Consider the following 17,912-nt stretch of genomic DNA (forward strand, 5'->3'; position numbering starts at 1 on the left):
AAACGATAAAGTTTAAATTGTAAGCGACATCATTTTTTGAGGGGGAAAAGCAAGATGAATAAAATGCGTGTAATGAGTCTAGTTGCTGCGGCTGCATTGACTTTTACATTGGCGGCTTGCGGCGGAAACCAGACGGAGAGCGGAAGCGGCGAGGCCGGAGGTGCGGTGAAGGATAACGGAGGAGCAAAAGAGATTACGCTCACCTTCCAAACCCTGCAGACGGACAAGAGTACACCCGCTTATCAGATTGAGGAAGAGATTGCAAACAATTATATGAAGGAACATCCGGACGTCAAAATTGAATGGGACCGTCTGGATGTTGAACAACAAAAAGTAAAACTAAAAACACAAGCCGCGTCCGGCGAAGTGCCTGATATCACCATGGTAAATCCGGGCGCACAGATGGCCCCATTCGTAAACGGCAAGGTGCTTGCACCGCTGAACGATGTGCTCGATGATGAGCTGAAAGGAACGTTTCTGGAAGGGGTACTTGATTACTATACCGTGGACGGGAATGTCTATGCGCTTCCGTACCGCCTGAATATCGCGGGTATTTTTTATAACAAGGAGCTGCTTGCGAAAGCCGGAGTAGAGCCCCCGAAGACGTTCGAAGAGTTGATTGAGGCATCCAAGAAACTCAGAGAAACCGGCATCACTCCTATGATCGTCGCAGGCAAAGACAGATGGCCGCTTTCCTTTATGTTCATGAACGTACTGCAGCGGTTAAACGGCGGTCCGGGATTTCTTCAGGACATCGTGGCCAGCAAACGGGATTTTAACGATCCGGTATTCGTACAGGCCCTTCAAAAGACAAAGGATATGATCGCCGCAGGCGCATTCCAGGACGGGGCTACGACGTACGACTACAATACGGCTTCTAATCAGTTCCGAAGCGGCAAAGCGGCTATGTATTACATGGGATCGTGGGAAGTGGCATCGATAGATGTTTCCGAAGCGGTAAAAGGAAAAATCGGGTTCCTGCCGTTCCCTACTGTCGAAGGCAAAGGAAATCCGAACGATTATTTGCTTGCTCCGGAAATTGCGTATGCTTTGGGCGCGAACAGTAAGCATCTGGATGAAAGCAAAGCGTTCTTGAAATACCTGCTTCTACATTATCCGAAAGTTGCGTTTGAGAAGAAAGCGGCAGTCGGTCTGTCAATGAAGGTTGACGGCGATTTCCAAGCTGCTGGTTATTCGGAATTGGCCATCGATGTGATGAGCAAATTTAACGACGTTAAAGGCGGAGACCTCAATTTTGACAACGTTATTGAGCCATCAACTACCCAAACTCAATTGAATGGGCTGCAGTCATTGCTTGTGAATGACAAGATTCAGGCTGCTGATTTGGCGAAAGAGATTGAGAATACGTGGGAAATGAACAAGAAGTAACGCTGCAGCCGGCAAAGGGAACCGTTTAGTTCCCTTTGCGGTTATATCGCCTTTTCAAAGGCAACAGTTTTAAGGAGGTAGTTTGATGAATGGCGTTTTGAGAGTCAGCCGGGGAACGATTGCCTTATTTGTTCTACCGTGTCTCCTGTTTTATTTGGCGTTTGTCTTTTATCCGATTTTCGTCTCCGTCTACTATTCCTTTATGGAGTGGGACGGAATGGGCGAGGGAAAATGGATATGGATTGACAATTACAAGGTGATGTTCACGAAGGACCCGATCTTCTGGCCGTCCGTGCTAAGAACCTTTTATATTTCACTCTTTTCACTAGCGCAAATTCCGGTCGCGGTGCTGGTTGCAGCATTAATCAACCGTTATGTCCGCAGACCCAACTTCCTTGTTTCGAGCTACTTCCTGCCGGTTATCCTGTCGGTTGTTGTGATCGGGCAGCTGTGGAAAGCGATTTATAACCCGACCGAGCTTGGGGGCATGCTCAATAGCATTCTCGTTAGTCTTGGCCTCGAAGGATGGACAAGAACCTGGTTGGCGGAAACTGATATCGCGATTTTCGCCCTTAGTTTCGTTATTTTTTGGCAGTATATCGGCTATCACGTCCTGATTCAATTTACCGGCATTCAGAACATTTCAAATGATATTTACGAAGCGGCAAGCATTGACGGAGCCGAAGGCTTCAAAGCCGACCGTTACATTACGCTGCCGTTGCTTGCGCCGGTTATCAAAATGTCAGCTGTCCTGGCCGTCATCGGTTCACTGAAAGCCTTCGATCTGGTCGTCGTCATGACCGGCGGAGGGCCGGCCAACAGCACGGAGGTTATCTCCACTCACATGTACTATATGACCTTCAATTCCTTCAAGTACGGTTACGGCAGCGCCCTCTCCACGTTTCTGGTCGTGTTCTGCCTGGTTGCTACCGTTCTGCTGAATCGGCTGTTCAAACGCGCGGAGGAATCCGCTTTTTAAAAGGAAAGGAGTTGCTCGAACATGACTACGGAAGCAATACGAAAAACAGCGAAGCAAACGGTTTCCTCTAGCATCGGTATCCTGAACTGGAGAAACTTGAAGAAGGTGGCGGCATGGTGCTTTCTGGGCGTTTTGGCCGTCACACAGGTTTATCCGCTCCTTTGGCTGCTGCTCTATTCTCTCAAAACGACAAGTGAAATCATGGAAGGCAAGTTTTTTTCCCTTCCGAAATCGTTCCAATGGAGTAATTACGTTGAGGCCTTTACTTCAGGCGAATATTCGAAATATATTCTGAATAGTATAATCGTTACGGGTATTTCACTTGTTCTGACGATCTTCTTCGGCGCCATGGTTTCATACGCGATTACTCGCTTCCAATGGCGTTATGGAAATGCGGTGCTTCTCATTTTTATGATTGGGATCATGATTCCGATCCAGTCCACCTTGCTGCCGCTCATGGTCATTTTTAAAAACATGGATATTCTAGATACGCATTTGTCGATCATCATTCCTTATGTCGCGTTCGCGCTTCCGATGGCAGTCTTCATTCTGTCGGGATTTCTACGGGGCGTACCTCATGAGATTGAGGAATCGGCAATGATTGACGGCGCATCGATCTACCGGACTTTCGTGAGTATCATTCTGCCGATTACCGTACCGCCGATTATGACCGTCACCATCCTGACCTTCATCTCGGTCTGGAACGAGTATATTATTGCAGCGACGTTCATTTCTTCGGAATCACTCAAGACGCTGCCGTTTGGATTAAACAGTTTTGTCGGGCAGTACACCGCCAATTATGGAGCCATTGGGGCATTTCTTGTATTGGGTGCATTGCCGGTTATTATCGTCTATTTCATACTTTCGGAAAAAATTACAAAAGGAATGGTTGCCGGAGCTGTCAAAGGCTGAAGTATTGGTTGGTACGCTAAGGGGAAACCTTTACTTCAGGAGGTAAGGTCTTGAAACGATTTCGACTCAACTCATTCGCCACACAGTTGTTTCTATGGATTCTGCTGTCCTCCTTGGCGCTTGTTGTTCTCCTTAGCGGCGTTTCTTACCAGTACACGATCCACCAGATCGATCTGCGAGTGGGAGAAGCCGCGCAGAGGAACATTTCCCAAGCGATGGAAAGCTATACTTTGCAGGCCAGAGGTTACGACAGCCTAACCAAGTCGATCACCGGAAATATCGAAATCCAGCGCCTGATCGCCCAGGAAGAAACAATCCCTTCCTTGCAAATGATTAAAGATATATCGATTACGAATTTGCTCGGTTCGATTTTTTACAGTTATCACGATGTGAAGGGAATTCACATCATTACCAACGCGGGGAATGTCTACAGCTATGAATCCGTGAACCATCCGCTGGGCGCTGCGTTTATGAAGGGCGAATGGTTCAAGGAGCTTCAGAATTCGGACGGCGGCTTGGTGTGGGGTGGTATTTTGCAAGAGCCGCTGACCGTAAGGGATGATACCGTATTTACATTCGGGCGCAAAATGTACAATCTATACACCAGGCAACCGCTAGGCGTGTTATTGATTGAAGCGGATCCGCGGACGTTTCTCATATCCATGAACAATCTGACGATCGGACCGAAGAGCCGGACGTTCGTTTTTTCGGATACGAATCAATTGCTTGTATCATCAGACTCCGAGGGTAAGCTTCCGACGGATTTGCCGGATCTGACACGTTATATGTTCAAAGATGAAGCTAACATTGTAAACGATAAGAAGGATATGATCGTGATTGCTCGAGATCCCTTGCTCGGATGGAAGGTTGTCAACATTACGCCCAAGCCTGTAACCAAGGTAGAGTACGCGAAAGTCAACCGATTTTTCATAGTCGTAACAGGCACGCTGCTGGTTATCGCCATTGCGTTAGCCACATTTCTGTCGAGATCGATTTCCAGGCCCATCAAAAACATCGTTCATGAAATGAGAAGGGTGGAACGAGGGAATCTGAGTCCGAAGATGATGGCGGTCAAGTCATATGACGAGTTGAATTATCTTATGGACCGTTTCCATAGCATGGTTGGCGAAATTAATCAGCTTGTCGAACGGGTCCGAATTGCAGCAGCGAGTGAAAAGAACGCACAAATTTATGCGCTGCAATCCCAGATTAATCCACATTTTTTGTATAATACGCTGGAGATGATCTATTGGCTGCTCGATGAGCAGGAAAATGAACAACTTGCTGAACTTGTACTTTCGTTGTCGCGCATGTTCCGATACAGCAGCGATTGGAGCAGCTCGTCGGCCTCTTTGAAGAATGAACTTGAGCAGATTAATCATTACTTGACCATCATTCAGGTGCGATCCGATGGACGGATTCGGGTTGAGAATGTGATCGACGAGCAATGGCTATCGACGCCAATTCCCAAGATGACGCTTCAGCCGCTGATCGAGAATGCGATCATTCATGGCTTGAGCGAGGGTACGGATGAAGGAATTGTCCGTATTTCATCATCGCTGGAAGGCCAGACGCTACACGTTCATATTCAGGATACCGGGAAAGGCATTTCGCCGGCGAAGCAAAACGAACTAAAGCAATCGCTGAAGCAGGCGGAGAAGCTGGACTGGAATCGTATGGCGGAAGAAGAGAAGCATGGTTATCAAGCGGGGAGTTACGGGGAAGTATCCCGTTCGGGTTCAGGTCTTATTAACGTTCACCGTAGACTTATATTGGAGTATGGCATGGGCTATGGTCTCCATATACAAAGCAAAGAAAGCTTCAGCACTACCATTACGGTTGATCTTCCGATCTTAAGGCGGAATACGTAACGGGCTAGCAGCGAGGGGGAACCGGATTGAATGTAATGGTGGTTGATGATGAAAAAGCGATCCGAGAAGGGATTAAGCGGACAATCGATAGAGAGTTCCCGGAAATTGACGTTAGTACGGCCGCATCTGCCGCAGATGCGCTTCATATTCTTCTGCACAAACAGATTCATGCCGTTTTTCTGGATATTTTGATGCCTGGTATGAACGGCTTGGAATTGCTGAAACATGTCGGTCCGACGTATTCGAATATGATATGGATCGTTGTTTCTGCTCATTCCGAATTCAGATTTGCCCAAGAGGCGATGCGATTGGGGGCGCGGGACTATATTTTGAAGCCGATCGGCAAGGACCAAATCATTGCGGCGACAACAGTTCTATTGTCCGAGTGGAACGAAAAAAAGCGCCAGGAGTCCGATCACGCACTCCTTGAACTGAATCTGAAATATTTGCGGGAAGCGGTGTTCAGACGGTGGATTAAAGGGTTAGACATCGGACATTTCGATCTGACCGCGCTCAAGGAGCGGCATGACCGCTTTTATCTCCTGGGCATCAAGCTGGAAAACGATCGGGAGCTTTCGCTTAAAAACTTTGTTGCCGAGAACATTATGTCAGAATATATCGGTATGAGCGGCTCAGGCTTTATCGTAACGGTGGATGGGGATTTTCTGGCTGGTGTCGTTACGCTCAATAATAATATGACTCCGGAACGTTTCCAATCAGAAGCTATAACTCATCTGGACCGCTGTCTTAAAGTCCCTTACCAGTTTTATATGAGCTCGCTTCTTACGGATTTCTACTCGATTCCAAGCGAGATTCGGAAGCTGCAATCCGTTTCCGATCATCAGGTCGAAGACGCTTCATTTGTAAGCAACAATGTTATCGATACCGCTGTGCAATATATTCATGGCAACTTTCATGAGAACCTTTCATTGGAGCTCGTTGCATCCGTCATCTATTTAAACCCGGTCTACTTCAGTAAACTTTTCAAACAAACAATCGGTATAGGGTTTAAGGAATATGTAACTCAGCTTCGCATGGAACGGGCTGCGGAACTGCTTGCTGACCCGAAACTAACCGTTACGAAAATCGGTGAAATGATCGGGTACCCGGATGTGAGGCATTTCACGCAAGTATTCCGGAAGAAGTACAACTGCAGTCCTGGCCAATATCGTGCTGAGATCAAGCTTCTTCCTAGTTGATGCTATGAACTCGTGGTCATGCCGCTATCGATAATCCGATCAAAACTCTGGAAGGAAAGACAACAGAACAGATACGGGAGATTGTCTATAAGATGATCTCCTTTATTTCTGAGACTTGGGATATGTTGATTAGCGACCCCAGTTTATTGCAAAATAACATCAATTATCTCTATATTTATTCCACTCGTTTATCAATCTCACCCTAGCCTTTTTCATCGATTCTTGTGTTTTAACAATTCTCCGATCCACTTTTGTCATCGTAAATTCCACCAAGCCTTCTTAGAAAATTAACATTTTCGAGTGCTGTGTTGATATATCAACAAATTACGTTCTTTTAACCATTGAATGTACGCTTCTTACTTATATAATAATGTTGACTAAACAAATTCTTTCTCTTATCCACCTCGTGTTGGGTATCTTGATGACAATAATACATCATGGTTTTTTATTGGTTTAATGTTTAACTGCATTGTGAGGTGGACGATAACAAACCGACAACAATATTTGGCGTAGCGAATATCCCATCCAATGCTTTGTAGGAATTGGATGTATCTATATTGTCTGGACCGTTTTATTAAAATCCAAACAGCTAAGACCAGCAGGAGGAACAAGATAGATGGAACCTATGTTCAATGATGACAGGAATATTTTAAATCTACTTAAATTAAACATCGAATCTTGTGTTCTAGGCAAAGAAATGGAAGTCGAGCTGCTTTTGACTGCTACACTTGCAGGTGGACATGTCCTGCTTGAAGATGTGCCTGGAACCGGCAAAACGGTTCTGATCAAAGCGTTGGCTCAATCCGTGCAAGGCCTGTTCCGCCGGATCCAATGCAACCCCGACTTGCTGCCAACGGACATTACAGGGGTCACGATTTATCATCCAAAAGAGGAAATGTTTATTTTTCGACCTGGACCGGTTTTCAGCAATATATTACTTGTTGATGAGATTAATCGTGCTTCTACGAAAACACAGTCTGCACTCCTTGAGGCTATGGAGGAGCGCACCGTGACTGTGGATGGTGAGATCTACCCGCTTGCGGAGACGTTTTTGCTCCTCGCTACACAAAATCCTATTGATTTCGATGGCACGTACGTATTGCCGGAAGCACAGCTGGATCGGTTTATGTTTAAGTTCAATCTTGGATATCCTGATTACGATACGGAAAAGCGAATCCTCTTATCGCAGGGAAGTGCTCATCCGGTTGATCAACTCGAGCCGGTCACGACCATCGAGCGTTTGAGACAAATGCAGGAACGAGTGAAGCAAATCTACGTTGACGATGCCATTGCCGACTATATCATTTCAATAGTGAGAAAATTGCGCGGCCATTCTGCCGTTCTCCTCGGCCCCAGTCCGCGGGCGTCGATCGCCATACTTCAAGTAGCGAAGGCACTCGCTTACTTGTGGAATCGAGAATATATCATACCCGATGATGTGAAATATTTGACGCCGTTTGTGCTCGGTCATCGGATCATTCTGGAACCAGCAAGAAGAAACGACGGGAATACCTTGTTTCAACTGTTTGAAACAGTTTTCCAACAAGTCCAGGTGCCCGTTGGCACGGGGAAATAAGATGAATCTTTTTACCAAATATTCATCACGCTTTTGGGGGCCCGCTGTTCTTTTTACCGCTAGCTTGTTTTTTTTATTGTTTCAAGGAGGCAAGTTCGCTCTAATGGTGTTCATAATCGTTGCGGGGTTATGCATCTATTTGATTTGCGGTCGCTGGAGCGGCATCTCTAGCGTGCATGGCTATCGGAAAGTAATAGGTACCGGTCGTGACTCCGATATCGTGGCGGGTACGACGCTTGAGGTTCACTTTCTGGCGAAAATCCCCGGCGTTTGGCCAATCCCTTACGTAACCATTAAGGAATGTCTTTCTCGTGAAGGCGGCGAGGAGCATATGTTAGAGACATTCGGCATTCCAGATCGGAGAAGGCAAGTGGAAGTGTCATACCGAACGCCTGCGTTGCGCAGAGGAGTATACCGATTCGGAGTCACGAATTGCGTGACAGAAGATATCTTTGGCCTATTCCAGCATAAAGGACGACTAGATTTACCGGACAAGCTTCTTGTGCTGCCGCAAAAGGTGCATATCCGTGAATGGAAGCAGCTTCACCAAATATTTCAGGGTTTTCGCCATCATAATATAAAATCACAGTCCTTCCAGGAGTCCGCGCAGATGAATGGCATTCGTGAGTTCATCAATGGGGATCGCCTATCCCGTATTCATTGGAATGCTACGGCTAAGACAGGCACATGGAAATCAAAGGAGTTTGAGAAGGAAGCCTTACCGAGGATAATTATCGTATTGGATAGGAACATGCACGCCTACCGGAGCAAGGAACAGTTTGAGTTGGCCGTCTCGATCGCTGCTTCCCTTATTGACTATTTGACAGCCAACCATTTGTCGGTCGGGCTGGTATCAGTAGGTAAACATATTGCGTATTTGGAGTCAAAGGCCGGCACAAGCCATCAGAAGGCGATTACAAACCATTTGATTGATGCGGAGCCAGACGGTACGAATCCGCTTCTCAGTGGACTGAAAGATCGGTCGCGGCAGATCAATTCCGGCTCTTTGTTAGTCTTCATTTCCCCGGAGTATGGGGATGCGACGGTGCCGTTGATTTCCTGGGCACAGCAGCGCCGGTTGAAGCCATGTCATATGTGGGTCGCCTCGGGAGTGCCCGTAACTGAACAAGAGCAATGGCGGCGACATTTGCAAACGACGGGTGTTATGGGCTACGCCGTAACTTCGCTTGAAGAGTTGGCACTAGTATTGGGAGGGCGTATATAAATGCTCAAACTACGGTCGCGTTCAATCCCGCTTCTACGGGATTGGCACCAACATTTATCGGTTTTGCTTACAGGCGTATTTCTTCTACAGTACGTAATATGGATTCAAAAAGAAAGCGGGGTCTTGCTGCCCGAAACAATCACGGTCGTAAAGATGACGCTTCTCTTAACGCTTGTTGTTGAAATGTTTCCCGCGTTGCATTGGTCTCTTCGTCGTCTGATGCAGTTTATGGCGATTACGTTCATGACGGGCTACGTTTTGGACTATGATCCGCTCGGTCGTGAAGTCTCTGATTTCCGTGATCTGGGAATCCTTTTTCAGGACGATATGAGACAATTTGCGCCTTTCATCTGGTTTGCCCTATCTGCATGGATAATCACTTTGATTGCTTTGAAGACCATGCAGAATAAATTACGCATCATGATTATACTGGTTATTACGGTGATGGCTTTCGCAATACGCGATTCCTTCAGCTCTATTGAGCTTTGGGAGCAGGGGGCGGCGGCCATCATTTGCGGATTGTTCTTATTGACCATATGGCATTTCGTTGAACTAAAGAAAAGGATTCCTGTCGCGTGGTCTAATTCGTCCGGTCAATTTGCCTTTATCGCGTTGCCGATCGTACTCCTATTTTCGCTTATCGTTTACCTTGGAACACTAGCTCCGGATGTCCGGGCGGTACTTACTGATCCCTATACGATGTGGAGAAACGTGCAGGGCGTTTCACCTGCAATGGGGAGTAGTGACAGTGCAAGCACGTCACTCGGCTCGCAGTCAACGTCCGGTTATAGCCGTGATGACTCAACTCTCGGTGGACAACTTACTTTCGACCATACGCCTGTTATGTCGGCTGTTACGCCGTACCGCAGCTATTGGCGCGGCGAAACCCGTTCGCTTTATACCGGTAGGGGATGGATCTCGAGCGAGGTCGAACGACGGATGCCCTTATCGCTCATCTCGCCAGAAGCATCTCTCCCACATGATCCGAGACTTGAACAAGCGCAGCTCGGAACAATCGAAGTGAAGCAAACGGTAACGATGGCGGGTGATTCACGGGAAGAGTTCCCTGTACTGTTCGGAGCGTATGCAATGGATAACGTGCAAAGCATCACCAACGGAAATGATGGTGTGAGCTTCTCTTCGATTCGGTGGTCATCCCAATCGTCAGAGCTTAGGTGGATCGGAGATGGCCAAACCTTGTATCCGGAATCGTATACGATCGTCTCTAAAGTGCCGGTTATCAATGAAGCCGCACTTCGCAAAGTTCCTGCTCAAATTCCGAGTCGGGAGGGACTGGAAGAGTATTTGCACCTTCCAGATACACTCCCGAATCGTGTGACGGAATTGGCCTTACAGGTGTCGCAACCGGGGACGAATATGTACGACAAGGTGAAGTTGCTTGAGCAGTACTTGTCCAGTACGTACCCGTACACCACTAATCCAGACTTGAGTAAAGGCAAGAGCGCAGATTTCGTCGATCAGTTCTTATTTGAAGTCCAGGAAGGCTACTGCAATAATTATTCGACGGCAATGGCGGTCATGGCGCGTTCGATCGGCATACCGACACGCTGGGTAAAAGGTTTTGCTCCAGGCGCGGCTACGGGAGAAAATGAATACACGATCCGTAATTCAGACGCCCACTCATGGGTCGAAGTGTTCTTCCCAGGCTATGGGTGGATTCCGTTCGAACCGACTGCAGGTTTTTCGCTCCCGACTTACGCGATGGAGGATGCCAGCGTAACCGATCCGCAGCCGGAAACCTCCATCGAAACGGAAACGCCCACGGAGTCGGAATCAAACTTGGAATCTGAAGAGATTCTACAGACGCAGAAGGTAGGTGAGGGAAACTCGCGTTCGTTCAGATGGGAAGTTGGGATCGTCGCCGGTGCGATTTTGCTCGGTTTGATATGGATCCTCCGCCGGCGTGTTCCAGTATTGCGGCACATTTGGCCTGTGAACCGACAATTGAATACCAATCAGGATGTTTTGATCGAATTCGAGCTTTTCCTTCGTTTCGTAAGTCGAAAAGGTTATCATCGCTTGAAACACGAAACGGCGAGAGAAGCGACTCAGAGATGGTTCGAGCAGAATAAACAAATAGGGAAAGATGAATTAAATTCTGTATTGCTACTCTTCGAGAAAGCGAATTACAGCGGCTCATCGATCAGCCACGAGGAGCTGACGGAAATGAAGCGCAAGATGCAACATATTCGGGAGATAATGTAGGATTATCCGCAGTGAAACACGCTAAACGTATCTCTATCAAATGTTCATTGTATTCTGCGTATCTCAACGCTAAGTATAATCTTAAGAAAGGTGGATTGGTGAAGATGATGTTACACGATAAAAAAGTGGCTCTTGTGACAGGTGCGAATCGAGGAATCGGATATGAGTTGGTCAAACTGCTGGCTTTGAATGACTTTAAGGTTGTTCTGGCAAGTCGGGATCCAATCAAAGGTGATGATGCTGCTCAAAAGCTTAAGGGGGCGGGATTAGATGTCTCGTTTGTGATGATCGATGTCGACAATCAAGAAAGTATCCGTCAAGCAGCGGTTACAGTGGATCAGAAGTTTGGAAAGCTAGACGTATTGATCAATAACGCCGGCGTGTATTTGGATGAGAATGACAAGTTTTTGACTACAGACCTTTCCGTACTAGAGAAAACGATGTCAACAAACTTCTTCGGTGCTTATTGCGTCATTCATTCTTTTATTCCACTCATGGAGAAGCAGGGTTATGGGAGAATTATCAATGTTTCTTCAGATTATGGAATGATGAGCCAATTGTCGTGGCAAGGAGCTGGTGCTTATAAGTTATCTAAACTTGCCCTTAATGGATTGACGCGATTGGCAGCTGCAGAAGTTCAAGGAGATATCAAAATAAATGCCGTCGATCCGGGATGGGTAAGTACGGATATGGGAGGACCAACTGCTCCACGAACACCAAAGCAAGCCGCAGAATCAATCCTTTGGTTGGCGACAATCGGGCCCGATGGTCCTAATGGTGGTTTTTTTAGAGATGGTAAAAGAAGTGATTGGTAACATTAGAGGTGTTTAAAAATAGCAACGAGGTCCTAAACGTGTCCTCTAATGGAGGGAAGAAGAGTGAGAACGAGATCAAAATCAAAGCTAATTGCAGTGATACTTGCATTGGTATTGGTAACCGTGGGGATTTGTGGACAGAATGTTTTTGCATCTGATGCTAACCAAAAGGGAAATACCTTAAAAAGCTTAGGTTTATTCCTAGGAACCGGTAACGGGTATGAACTGGAAAAACAAGTTACCCGTACGCAAGCTGCAGTCATGCTGGTTCGTCTGCTGGGCATGGAAAAAGAGGCGCAAAACGGTAACTACAGCCATCCCTTCACCGATGTGCCTGGATGGGCAGACAAATACGTTGCATATATGTACGACGTCGGATTAACAAGAGGCGTAAGCAGCGAACTCTTTGATCCTAACGGATTATGCAATCTGCAAATGTATTCTACTTTTTCGCTTCGCGCGCTTGGTTATGAGGATGGCGTGGACTTTACCTACGGGTCGTCAGGGCAAACAGCGCATCAGTTGGGTCTAGTAGAGACATTCACCGACAGTTTCCTTCGAGGCGATATGGTTTCTGTATCTTATTCCGCCCTGGCTGCCAAACTCAAGAACAGTGATAATACTTTGTTGGATAAATTGGTTAATGACGGTGCTGTTGACGCTAAGGCAGCACAACCTGTCCAGCGGTTATTTGCAGCTGAAACCGAAGATCGAGATGCACCTGATTCGAAAAATGGTCAAGATTCTGCAAGTGACCATGTTGGTCCTACAAGGATCAAACTTAGTTTTGGCAACGAGGAATTCATTGTGAATATGTACGACAATCCAACGAGCAGGGACTTTTTGGGAAGACTCCCGCTTACACTAACATTCGAAGACTTCGGTGGATTAGAGAAAATAAGAATACTGGATGAAGGACTAGCTACTGAGGGCGCGCCGGTAGGAACTACACCGACTACCGGAGATTTCGTTTATTACGCGCCCTGGAAAGACATTGCATTTTTTTATGCTGATGGGCAATATTCGTCCGATTTGATTCCATTAGGCAAGGTAGAATCTGGCGTAGAAGAGCTTGCGGAAAAGCTCGCAAGTATGAGTGATGACTTCACAATGAAAATTGAAAGAATAGATTAATACGGTGGAGGAGCAAACGATATGCGAACAATCTTATCTGTGACTCTCGCACTGGCGATGATTTTTATATTTACAGCTTGCGGAAGTGAGTTACTAACGCTCCGGGAAATGAACAACCTGTAGCACCCGTTGATCAAACCGAGGAGAGCGGTCAAGATTCAATTGATGAAAATGAAAGCGTGGAAGGTGCCATGATAAAATTGATTTTCGACAATGAGGAAGTCATCGTAAGCATGTATGACAATCCAACAAGCAGGGACTTTGTATCGATGCTTCCGCTAACCTTATCATTCGAGGAATTCGCTGGAAAAGAAAAAATCAGTTATTTATCGCGTAAATTATCTACCGAATCTGCCCCCTTAAACGGTCCTTCGGTTGGCGACTTTGCTTACTATTCCCCGTGGGGCAATGTGGTAATATTTTATAAGGATTCTGGCACCGCCGGGAATGGACTGATTGTACTAGGAGAGATTGAATCCGGGAAAGAACATATCGCAAATGTTATTGAGAATTTTACAGTGACGATCGAAAGAATCGACTAAGGGGGAGAAACGAGACTTATCAGAATCGAATCTAGCTTATGCCTATTATGCGCGTATTCAGCAAACCTGAACATGGAACGGTAGTCATTCTGAAAGTACCTTTACAATCGAGGGAGCAGCAAGATGAACAAAGTGATGATTATCGATGATGAACCATGGTCGAGGGAAGTTGTTAAAGCATTAGGAGAATGGGAAAAGCTTAATCTTATCGTTTCCGGTGAAGCAGAGGATGGCATAGCGGCGCTTAAGCTCATAAGCGAGCTGAAGCCGCAGATTGTCATTACGGATATGAGAATGCCGGGTATCGACGGCGTCGGGCTTCTGAAAGAATTAAAACAGCAGTTTCCCAGGTTGAAAATTATTGTAATGAGCGGCTATGACGATTTCGACTACTTAAAGGAAGCAATCCGATCGCGGGCCGTAGAATATTTGCTGAAACCAATCGAGCCAAATGAGTTAAATGAGGCACTGCAGAAATGTATCCTTGAATTAGAGGTTCAAAAACAAACGGTAAACACGTCATGGCGGTCGCCGCTGGTATTCCCGAGCGCTCATCTAATGGATCGTTATGGGGTATTGCGGCAGCGTGTTTTTGCAGCTTTGTTTGAGCTTAGCCAGCCGCTGCTCCTGCAGAGCATGAATAAATTAGAAGAATTTTTAGGTCAAACCTTTCCTTTAGGAACGGAAGCCTCTATGCTCATTAAAATCAGAGATGATTTTTCACTCATCCTGGAGGATTTTATGAGTGAAAATCAAGTCGGATTTGAGGCGAACAACCTGAAGTCCCAGGCTTCCTGGAGTTACGAAAACGTAAAGGATATGTTGAATAGCGTGTTACATAGCTATGAGGAGGCTATCGATAAGATTGAATCGGTAAGCAGAACGAAATCCCGTCTTGTAATCCTTGAAGTTCAGCATTATATTGATCAGCACTACATGGAACCAATCTCGCTCGAGACCGTTGCTCACCATTTTTATGTAAGCAAAGAACATCTTAGCCGGGCCTATAAAACGATCGTCGGGGAGAATATGACCGAATACATCATACGCAAGCGTATGGAAAGGGCAAAGCAGTTACTTGTGCATACGGCTATCTCGATCAAAAAGGTGGCCCAAATATGCGGTTATTCCGAAATTGCTTATTTTCATAGGGTCTTCAAGAAGTATTTCGGAATAACACCAGGGGAAATTCGAAGCGGAAAAGGATAGTAAGCGGTATTACTAGGCGCATTCTCTTGTCTCCCAATTGGGCGTTGCCTATACAAAAGGATTGCAGGGTCTGCCTGACGATAGCGGCTTTATGAAGGGGACTAAAGTTGTCCCACTTTGGTTATCTTAATTCCACATAGCTTTCTAAATAAAGAACATTTTTAATTACTTTGTTGATATATCAACACTTTGCGTGTTTTTAACCATTGAATGACCTCTTCTTAGTCGTATAATAATATACATGAGTTGATTAAACAATTCACTTCGTTGAATGACTTTTACAAAATTACAATTGATGCTGACAGTATTGTTAGTGCAATAGCATTTGCCATTTTATCTTTAAAGGGGTTATAAGTTTGGACAGACCATATATTATTTGCCACATGACAACTTCATTGGATGGGAAAATCGCAGGAGATTATTTGAAAGTGGAACGAGCAGCTGAATTTACAGATTTATACGAAAAAATCCATGAGCGTTACGGTTCTGATGCTTGGATGTGTGGAAGGGTTACCATGGAGGAACACTTTACCTTTGGACATAAATTAAATTTAAAACACAAAGACGTCCCGCCTATCCCTAGAACCGATTACGTTGCAAACAAAAATGCTGATAGTTATGCAATAGCAGTAGACCCCTCTGGGAAATTAGGATGGACAAAAAATTCAATTGAATCATGGAATGAGCATAGGACGGAAGAGCACATCGTAGAGGTGCTTACAGAGCAAGTATCTGATGCTTACTTAGCTCATCTGCAAAACATGGGTATATCTTATATTTTCGGTGGGACAGAACGATTAAATTTTACTGTCGTAGTGCAAAAGTTTAAAAAACTATTTTCAATCGATAAATTAATGCTAGAAGGTGGAGGCTTTTTAAACGGGTCCTTTTTGAACGAAGGATTAATTGATGAATTAAGCCTGATTTTCGTTCCGATTGCAGATGGTGCATCTAACTCTGTGACACTATTTGAAACGAGTTCATTTTTAACAAAACAGCCTCCAGTAAATTTCTTTTTAAAAGAAGTCGAAAAGCTGGAGGATAGCGGGCTATGGTTGAAGTATGTAACTAAACATGATTAATCATCCCTGTTAACAAAGATAAGATATTAGACAAGTTATAGCCTTAACTTGTTTAGAGAGGAGGAATGCAATAAAAAATATTTTATAAATTTTCTAACAACGAACAGCGTAATAACATCATAATAACATTATAAGGAGTTTAAAAATGAAAAGAAACGATAAGACCTTTCCTCTGAGCGACAATGTAACTGTCGAAAAAGTCTCATACAAGAACAGGTTTGGCATTACCGTTGCCGCAGATTTGTATTTACCGAAAGATATTGACGAATCAAAGAAATACGTGGCTCTTGTCATTGGCACGCCGTATGGCGGCGTAAAAGAGCAAGGTGCAGGAATCTATGCACAAACAATGGCAGAACGCGGTTTTGTCGCAATTGCATTTGACGAGTCCTTTAACGGCGAAAGCAGCGGTGAACCAAGACATGTTTCATCGCCCGATATTTTCACCGAAGACTTCAGCGCCGGCGTAGACTATCTGGGAACACGCCCGTATGTGGATAGAAATAAAATCGGTGCGATCGGCATCTGCGGCAGCGGCGGCTTTGCCCTCTCCGCGGCAAAAGTTGACCGTCGCATTAAGGCCATTGCCACCGCAAGCATGTACGATATGAGCCGCGTAAAGCGAAACGGCTGGGAAGACAGCATGACCGATGAACAGCGTAATAAATACCTTGATCAACTTGGCGAGCAGCGTTGGAAGGACTTTGAAAATGGATCACCTCAGTTGACCCCTACATTCCCCGCAGAAATTCCAGAGGGGCTGGATCCTATCACAAGCGAGTTTTTTGAATATTACGTAGCTCCGCGTGGACACCACCCAAATTCGATAGGCGGATTTACGATCACGAGCGATATGTCTTTTATGAACTTCCCTTTGCTTACTGATCTTGAATCGATTTCGCCAAGACCAATCTTGTTCATCATGGGTGAAAATGCACATTCGCGCTATTTTTCTGAGGATGCTTACAAGATGGCTGCCGAACCAAAGGAATTGTATGTTGTCAATGATGCAAGACACATCGACCTGTACGACAGAAAAGAACTTATCCCCTTCGACAAGCTCGAGAGCTTCTTTAGAACAAATCTAAATTAACACTAACTTTTGCATACTAGTAGTATTTTGAATAAAACCGCTGTGTGAATCCCGTTTATATTCGGGGTTCACACTTTTTTGTCTGAATAGAAAACTATGCCTTCTCTACTGCCCGAATGAGTTGCGAATATACAATCTCGTAAGCATCCATTTCATATATTCTAGCAAGCTATGTATCGCGGATAGAGAAGAGGGCGCTTATGAAGCTTTATCATGAGTTTTATAAGGCGAAGAGATGACGGGTTATAATTAATATTGTTGTTATAAGTCTACAGTAGTCTCGATGGCCACGTCTTTGTGACGTGGCTTTTTTTATTCCTGTTGGACATGGTGTAGGTTTATCGGTACGTCGGTCGGGAACTGCTTCGGACCCAACAGTTGTCCTATTTCCCTCAACACGGCAATTAATTCTACCTGTTCCGATATTCTTGCGGCGTACTGCCGTAGTGCTTCTAGGGATATCGCGGAGTTATGTATCGCGATAGAGAAGCGGGCACTTATGAATCTGTATCATGAGTTTTATAAGGCGAAGCGATAACAACGTGTAATGGACCCTATCGCTGGCAGTGATGCAGCCAGTGATTCTTTAACTTGATGTAAAACATCAACATGTTAGAATCTATTCAATTAAATAACAACGAGCTTTTGGGGATTAATTGC

At 45.4% G+C, this 17,912-nt stretch carries 14 protein-coding genes and 1 pseudogene; all 15 read left to right on the forward strand.

Going from position 1 to position 17,912, the window contains the following annotated elements:
* Positions 1 to 54: 54 nt before the first annotated feature.
* A complete protein-coding gene (locus tag MRBLPE1_RS15460) occupies positions 55 to 1,389 on the forward strand; it encodes an extracellular solute-binding protein (protein ID WP_364146654.1) in 1,335 nt (444 codons plus the stop codon).
* Between the two features lie 85 nt (positions 1,390 to 1,474).
* Complete coding sequence (locus MRBLPE1_RS15465; RefSeq protein ID WP_364146657.1) at positions 1,475 to 2,368, forward strand: carbohydrate ABC transporter permease; 894 nt, start codon at positions 1,475 to 1,477, stop codon at positions 2,366 to 2,368.
* Between the two features lie 21 nt (positions 2,369 to 2,389).
* Entirely contained in the window at positions 2,390 to 3,280 is an 891-nt protein-coding gene (locus MRBLPE1_RS15470; RefSeq protein WP_364146658.1) for a carbohydrate ABC transporter permease, read from the forward strand.
* A gap of 50 nt (positions 3,281 to 3,330) precedes the next feature.
* Entirely contained in the window at positions 3,331 to 5,151 is a 1,821-nt protein-coding gene (locus MRBLPE1_RS15475) for a cache domain-containing sensor histidine kinase (RefSeq protein ID WP_364146661.1), read from the forward strand.
* A gap of 35 nt (positions 5,152 to 5,186) precedes the next feature.
* Positions 5,187 to 6,350 carry a response regulator gene (locus MRBLPE1_RS15480; RefSeq protein ID WP_364147334.1) on the forward strand — a complete coding sequence of 388 codons (1,164 nt, stop codon included), beginning with the start codon at positions 5,187 to 5,189 and terminating at the stop codon, positions 6,348 to 6,350.
* Between the two features lie 616 nt (positions 6,351 to 6,966).
* Positions 6,967 to 7,926 carry an AAA family ATPase gene (locus MRBLPE1_RS15485; protein ID WP_364146664.1) on the forward strand — a complete coding sequence of 320 codons (960 nt, stop codon included), beginning with the start codon at positions 6,967 to 6,969 and terminating at the stop codon, positions 7,924 to 7,926.
* A 103-nt stretch (positions 7,927 to 8,029) separates the two neighbouring features.
* On the forward strand, positions 8,030 to 9,151 hold the full coding sequence (locus MRBLPE1_RS15490; RefSeq protein ID WP_364146666.1) for a DUF58 domain-containing protein: 1,122 nt from the start codon (positions 8,030 to 8,032) through the stop codon (positions 9,149 to 9,151).
* A complete protein-coding gene (locus MRBLPE1_RS15495) occupies positions 9,152 to 11,377 on the forward strand; it encodes a transglutaminaseTgpA domain-containing protein (RefSeq protein WP_364146668.1) in 2,226 nt (741 codons plus the stop codon).
* A gap of 107 nt (positions 11,378 to 11,484) precedes the next feature.
* Positions 11,485 to 12,192: an SDR family oxidoreductase gene (locus tag MRBLPE1_RS15500; RefSeq protein ID WP_364147336.1), complete on the forward strand. Its 708-nt coding sequence runs from the start codon at positions 11,485 to 11,487 to the stop codon at positions 12,190 to 12,192.
* Between the two features lie 63 nt (positions 12,193 to 12,255).
* Positions 12,256 to 13,326 carry a cyclophilin-like fold protein gene (locus tag MRBLPE1_RS15505; RefSeq protein WP_364146671.1) on the forward strand — a complete coding sequence of 357 codons (1,071 nt, stop codon included), beginning with the start codon at positions 12,256 to 12,258 and terminating at the stop codon, positions 13,324 to 13,326.
* 191 nt (positions 13,327 to 13,517) lie between these two features.
* Entirely contained in the window at positions 13,518 to 13,868 is a 351-nt protein-coding gene (locus MRBLPE1_RS15510; protein WP_364146674.1) for a cyclophilin-like fold protein, read from the forward strand.
* 123 nt (positions 13,869 to 13,991) lie between these two features.
* A complete protein-coding gene (locus MRBLPE1_RS15515; protein ID WP_364146675.1) occupies positions 13,992 to 15,077 on the forward strand; it encodes a response regulator transcription factor in 1,086 nt (361 codons plus the stop codon).
* Positions 15,078 to 15,433: 356 nt separating this feature from the next.
* Positions 15,434 to 16,159 carry a RibD family protein gene (locus tag MRBLPE1_RS15520; protein ID WP_364146678.1) on the forward strand — a complete coding sequence of 242 codons (726 nt, stop codon included), beginning with the start codon at positions 15,434 to 15,436 and terminating at the stop codon, positions 16,157 to 16,159.
* 145 nt (positions 16,160 to 16,304) lie between these two features.
* Positions 16,305 to 17,252, forward strand: a complete 948-nt coding sequence (locus MRBLPE1_RS15525) for an alpha/beta hydrolase (RefSeq protein ID WP_364146680.1) — start codon at positions 16,305 to 16,307, stop codon at positions 17,250 to 17,252.
* Between the two features lie 452 nt (positions 17,253 to 17,704).
* Positions 17,705 to 17,790: pseudogene (locus MRBLPE1_RS15535) on the forward strand (RNA polymerase subunit sigma); the annotation flags it as partial.
* Positions 17,791 to 17,912 lie beyond the last annotated feature (122 nt).

It is taken from the genome of Paenibacillus sp. LPE1-1-1.1 (assembly GCF_040676435.1).
In the GTDB taxonomy this organism is placed as follows: Bacteria; Bacillota; Bacilli; order Paenibacillales; family Paenibacillaceae; genus Pristimantibacillus.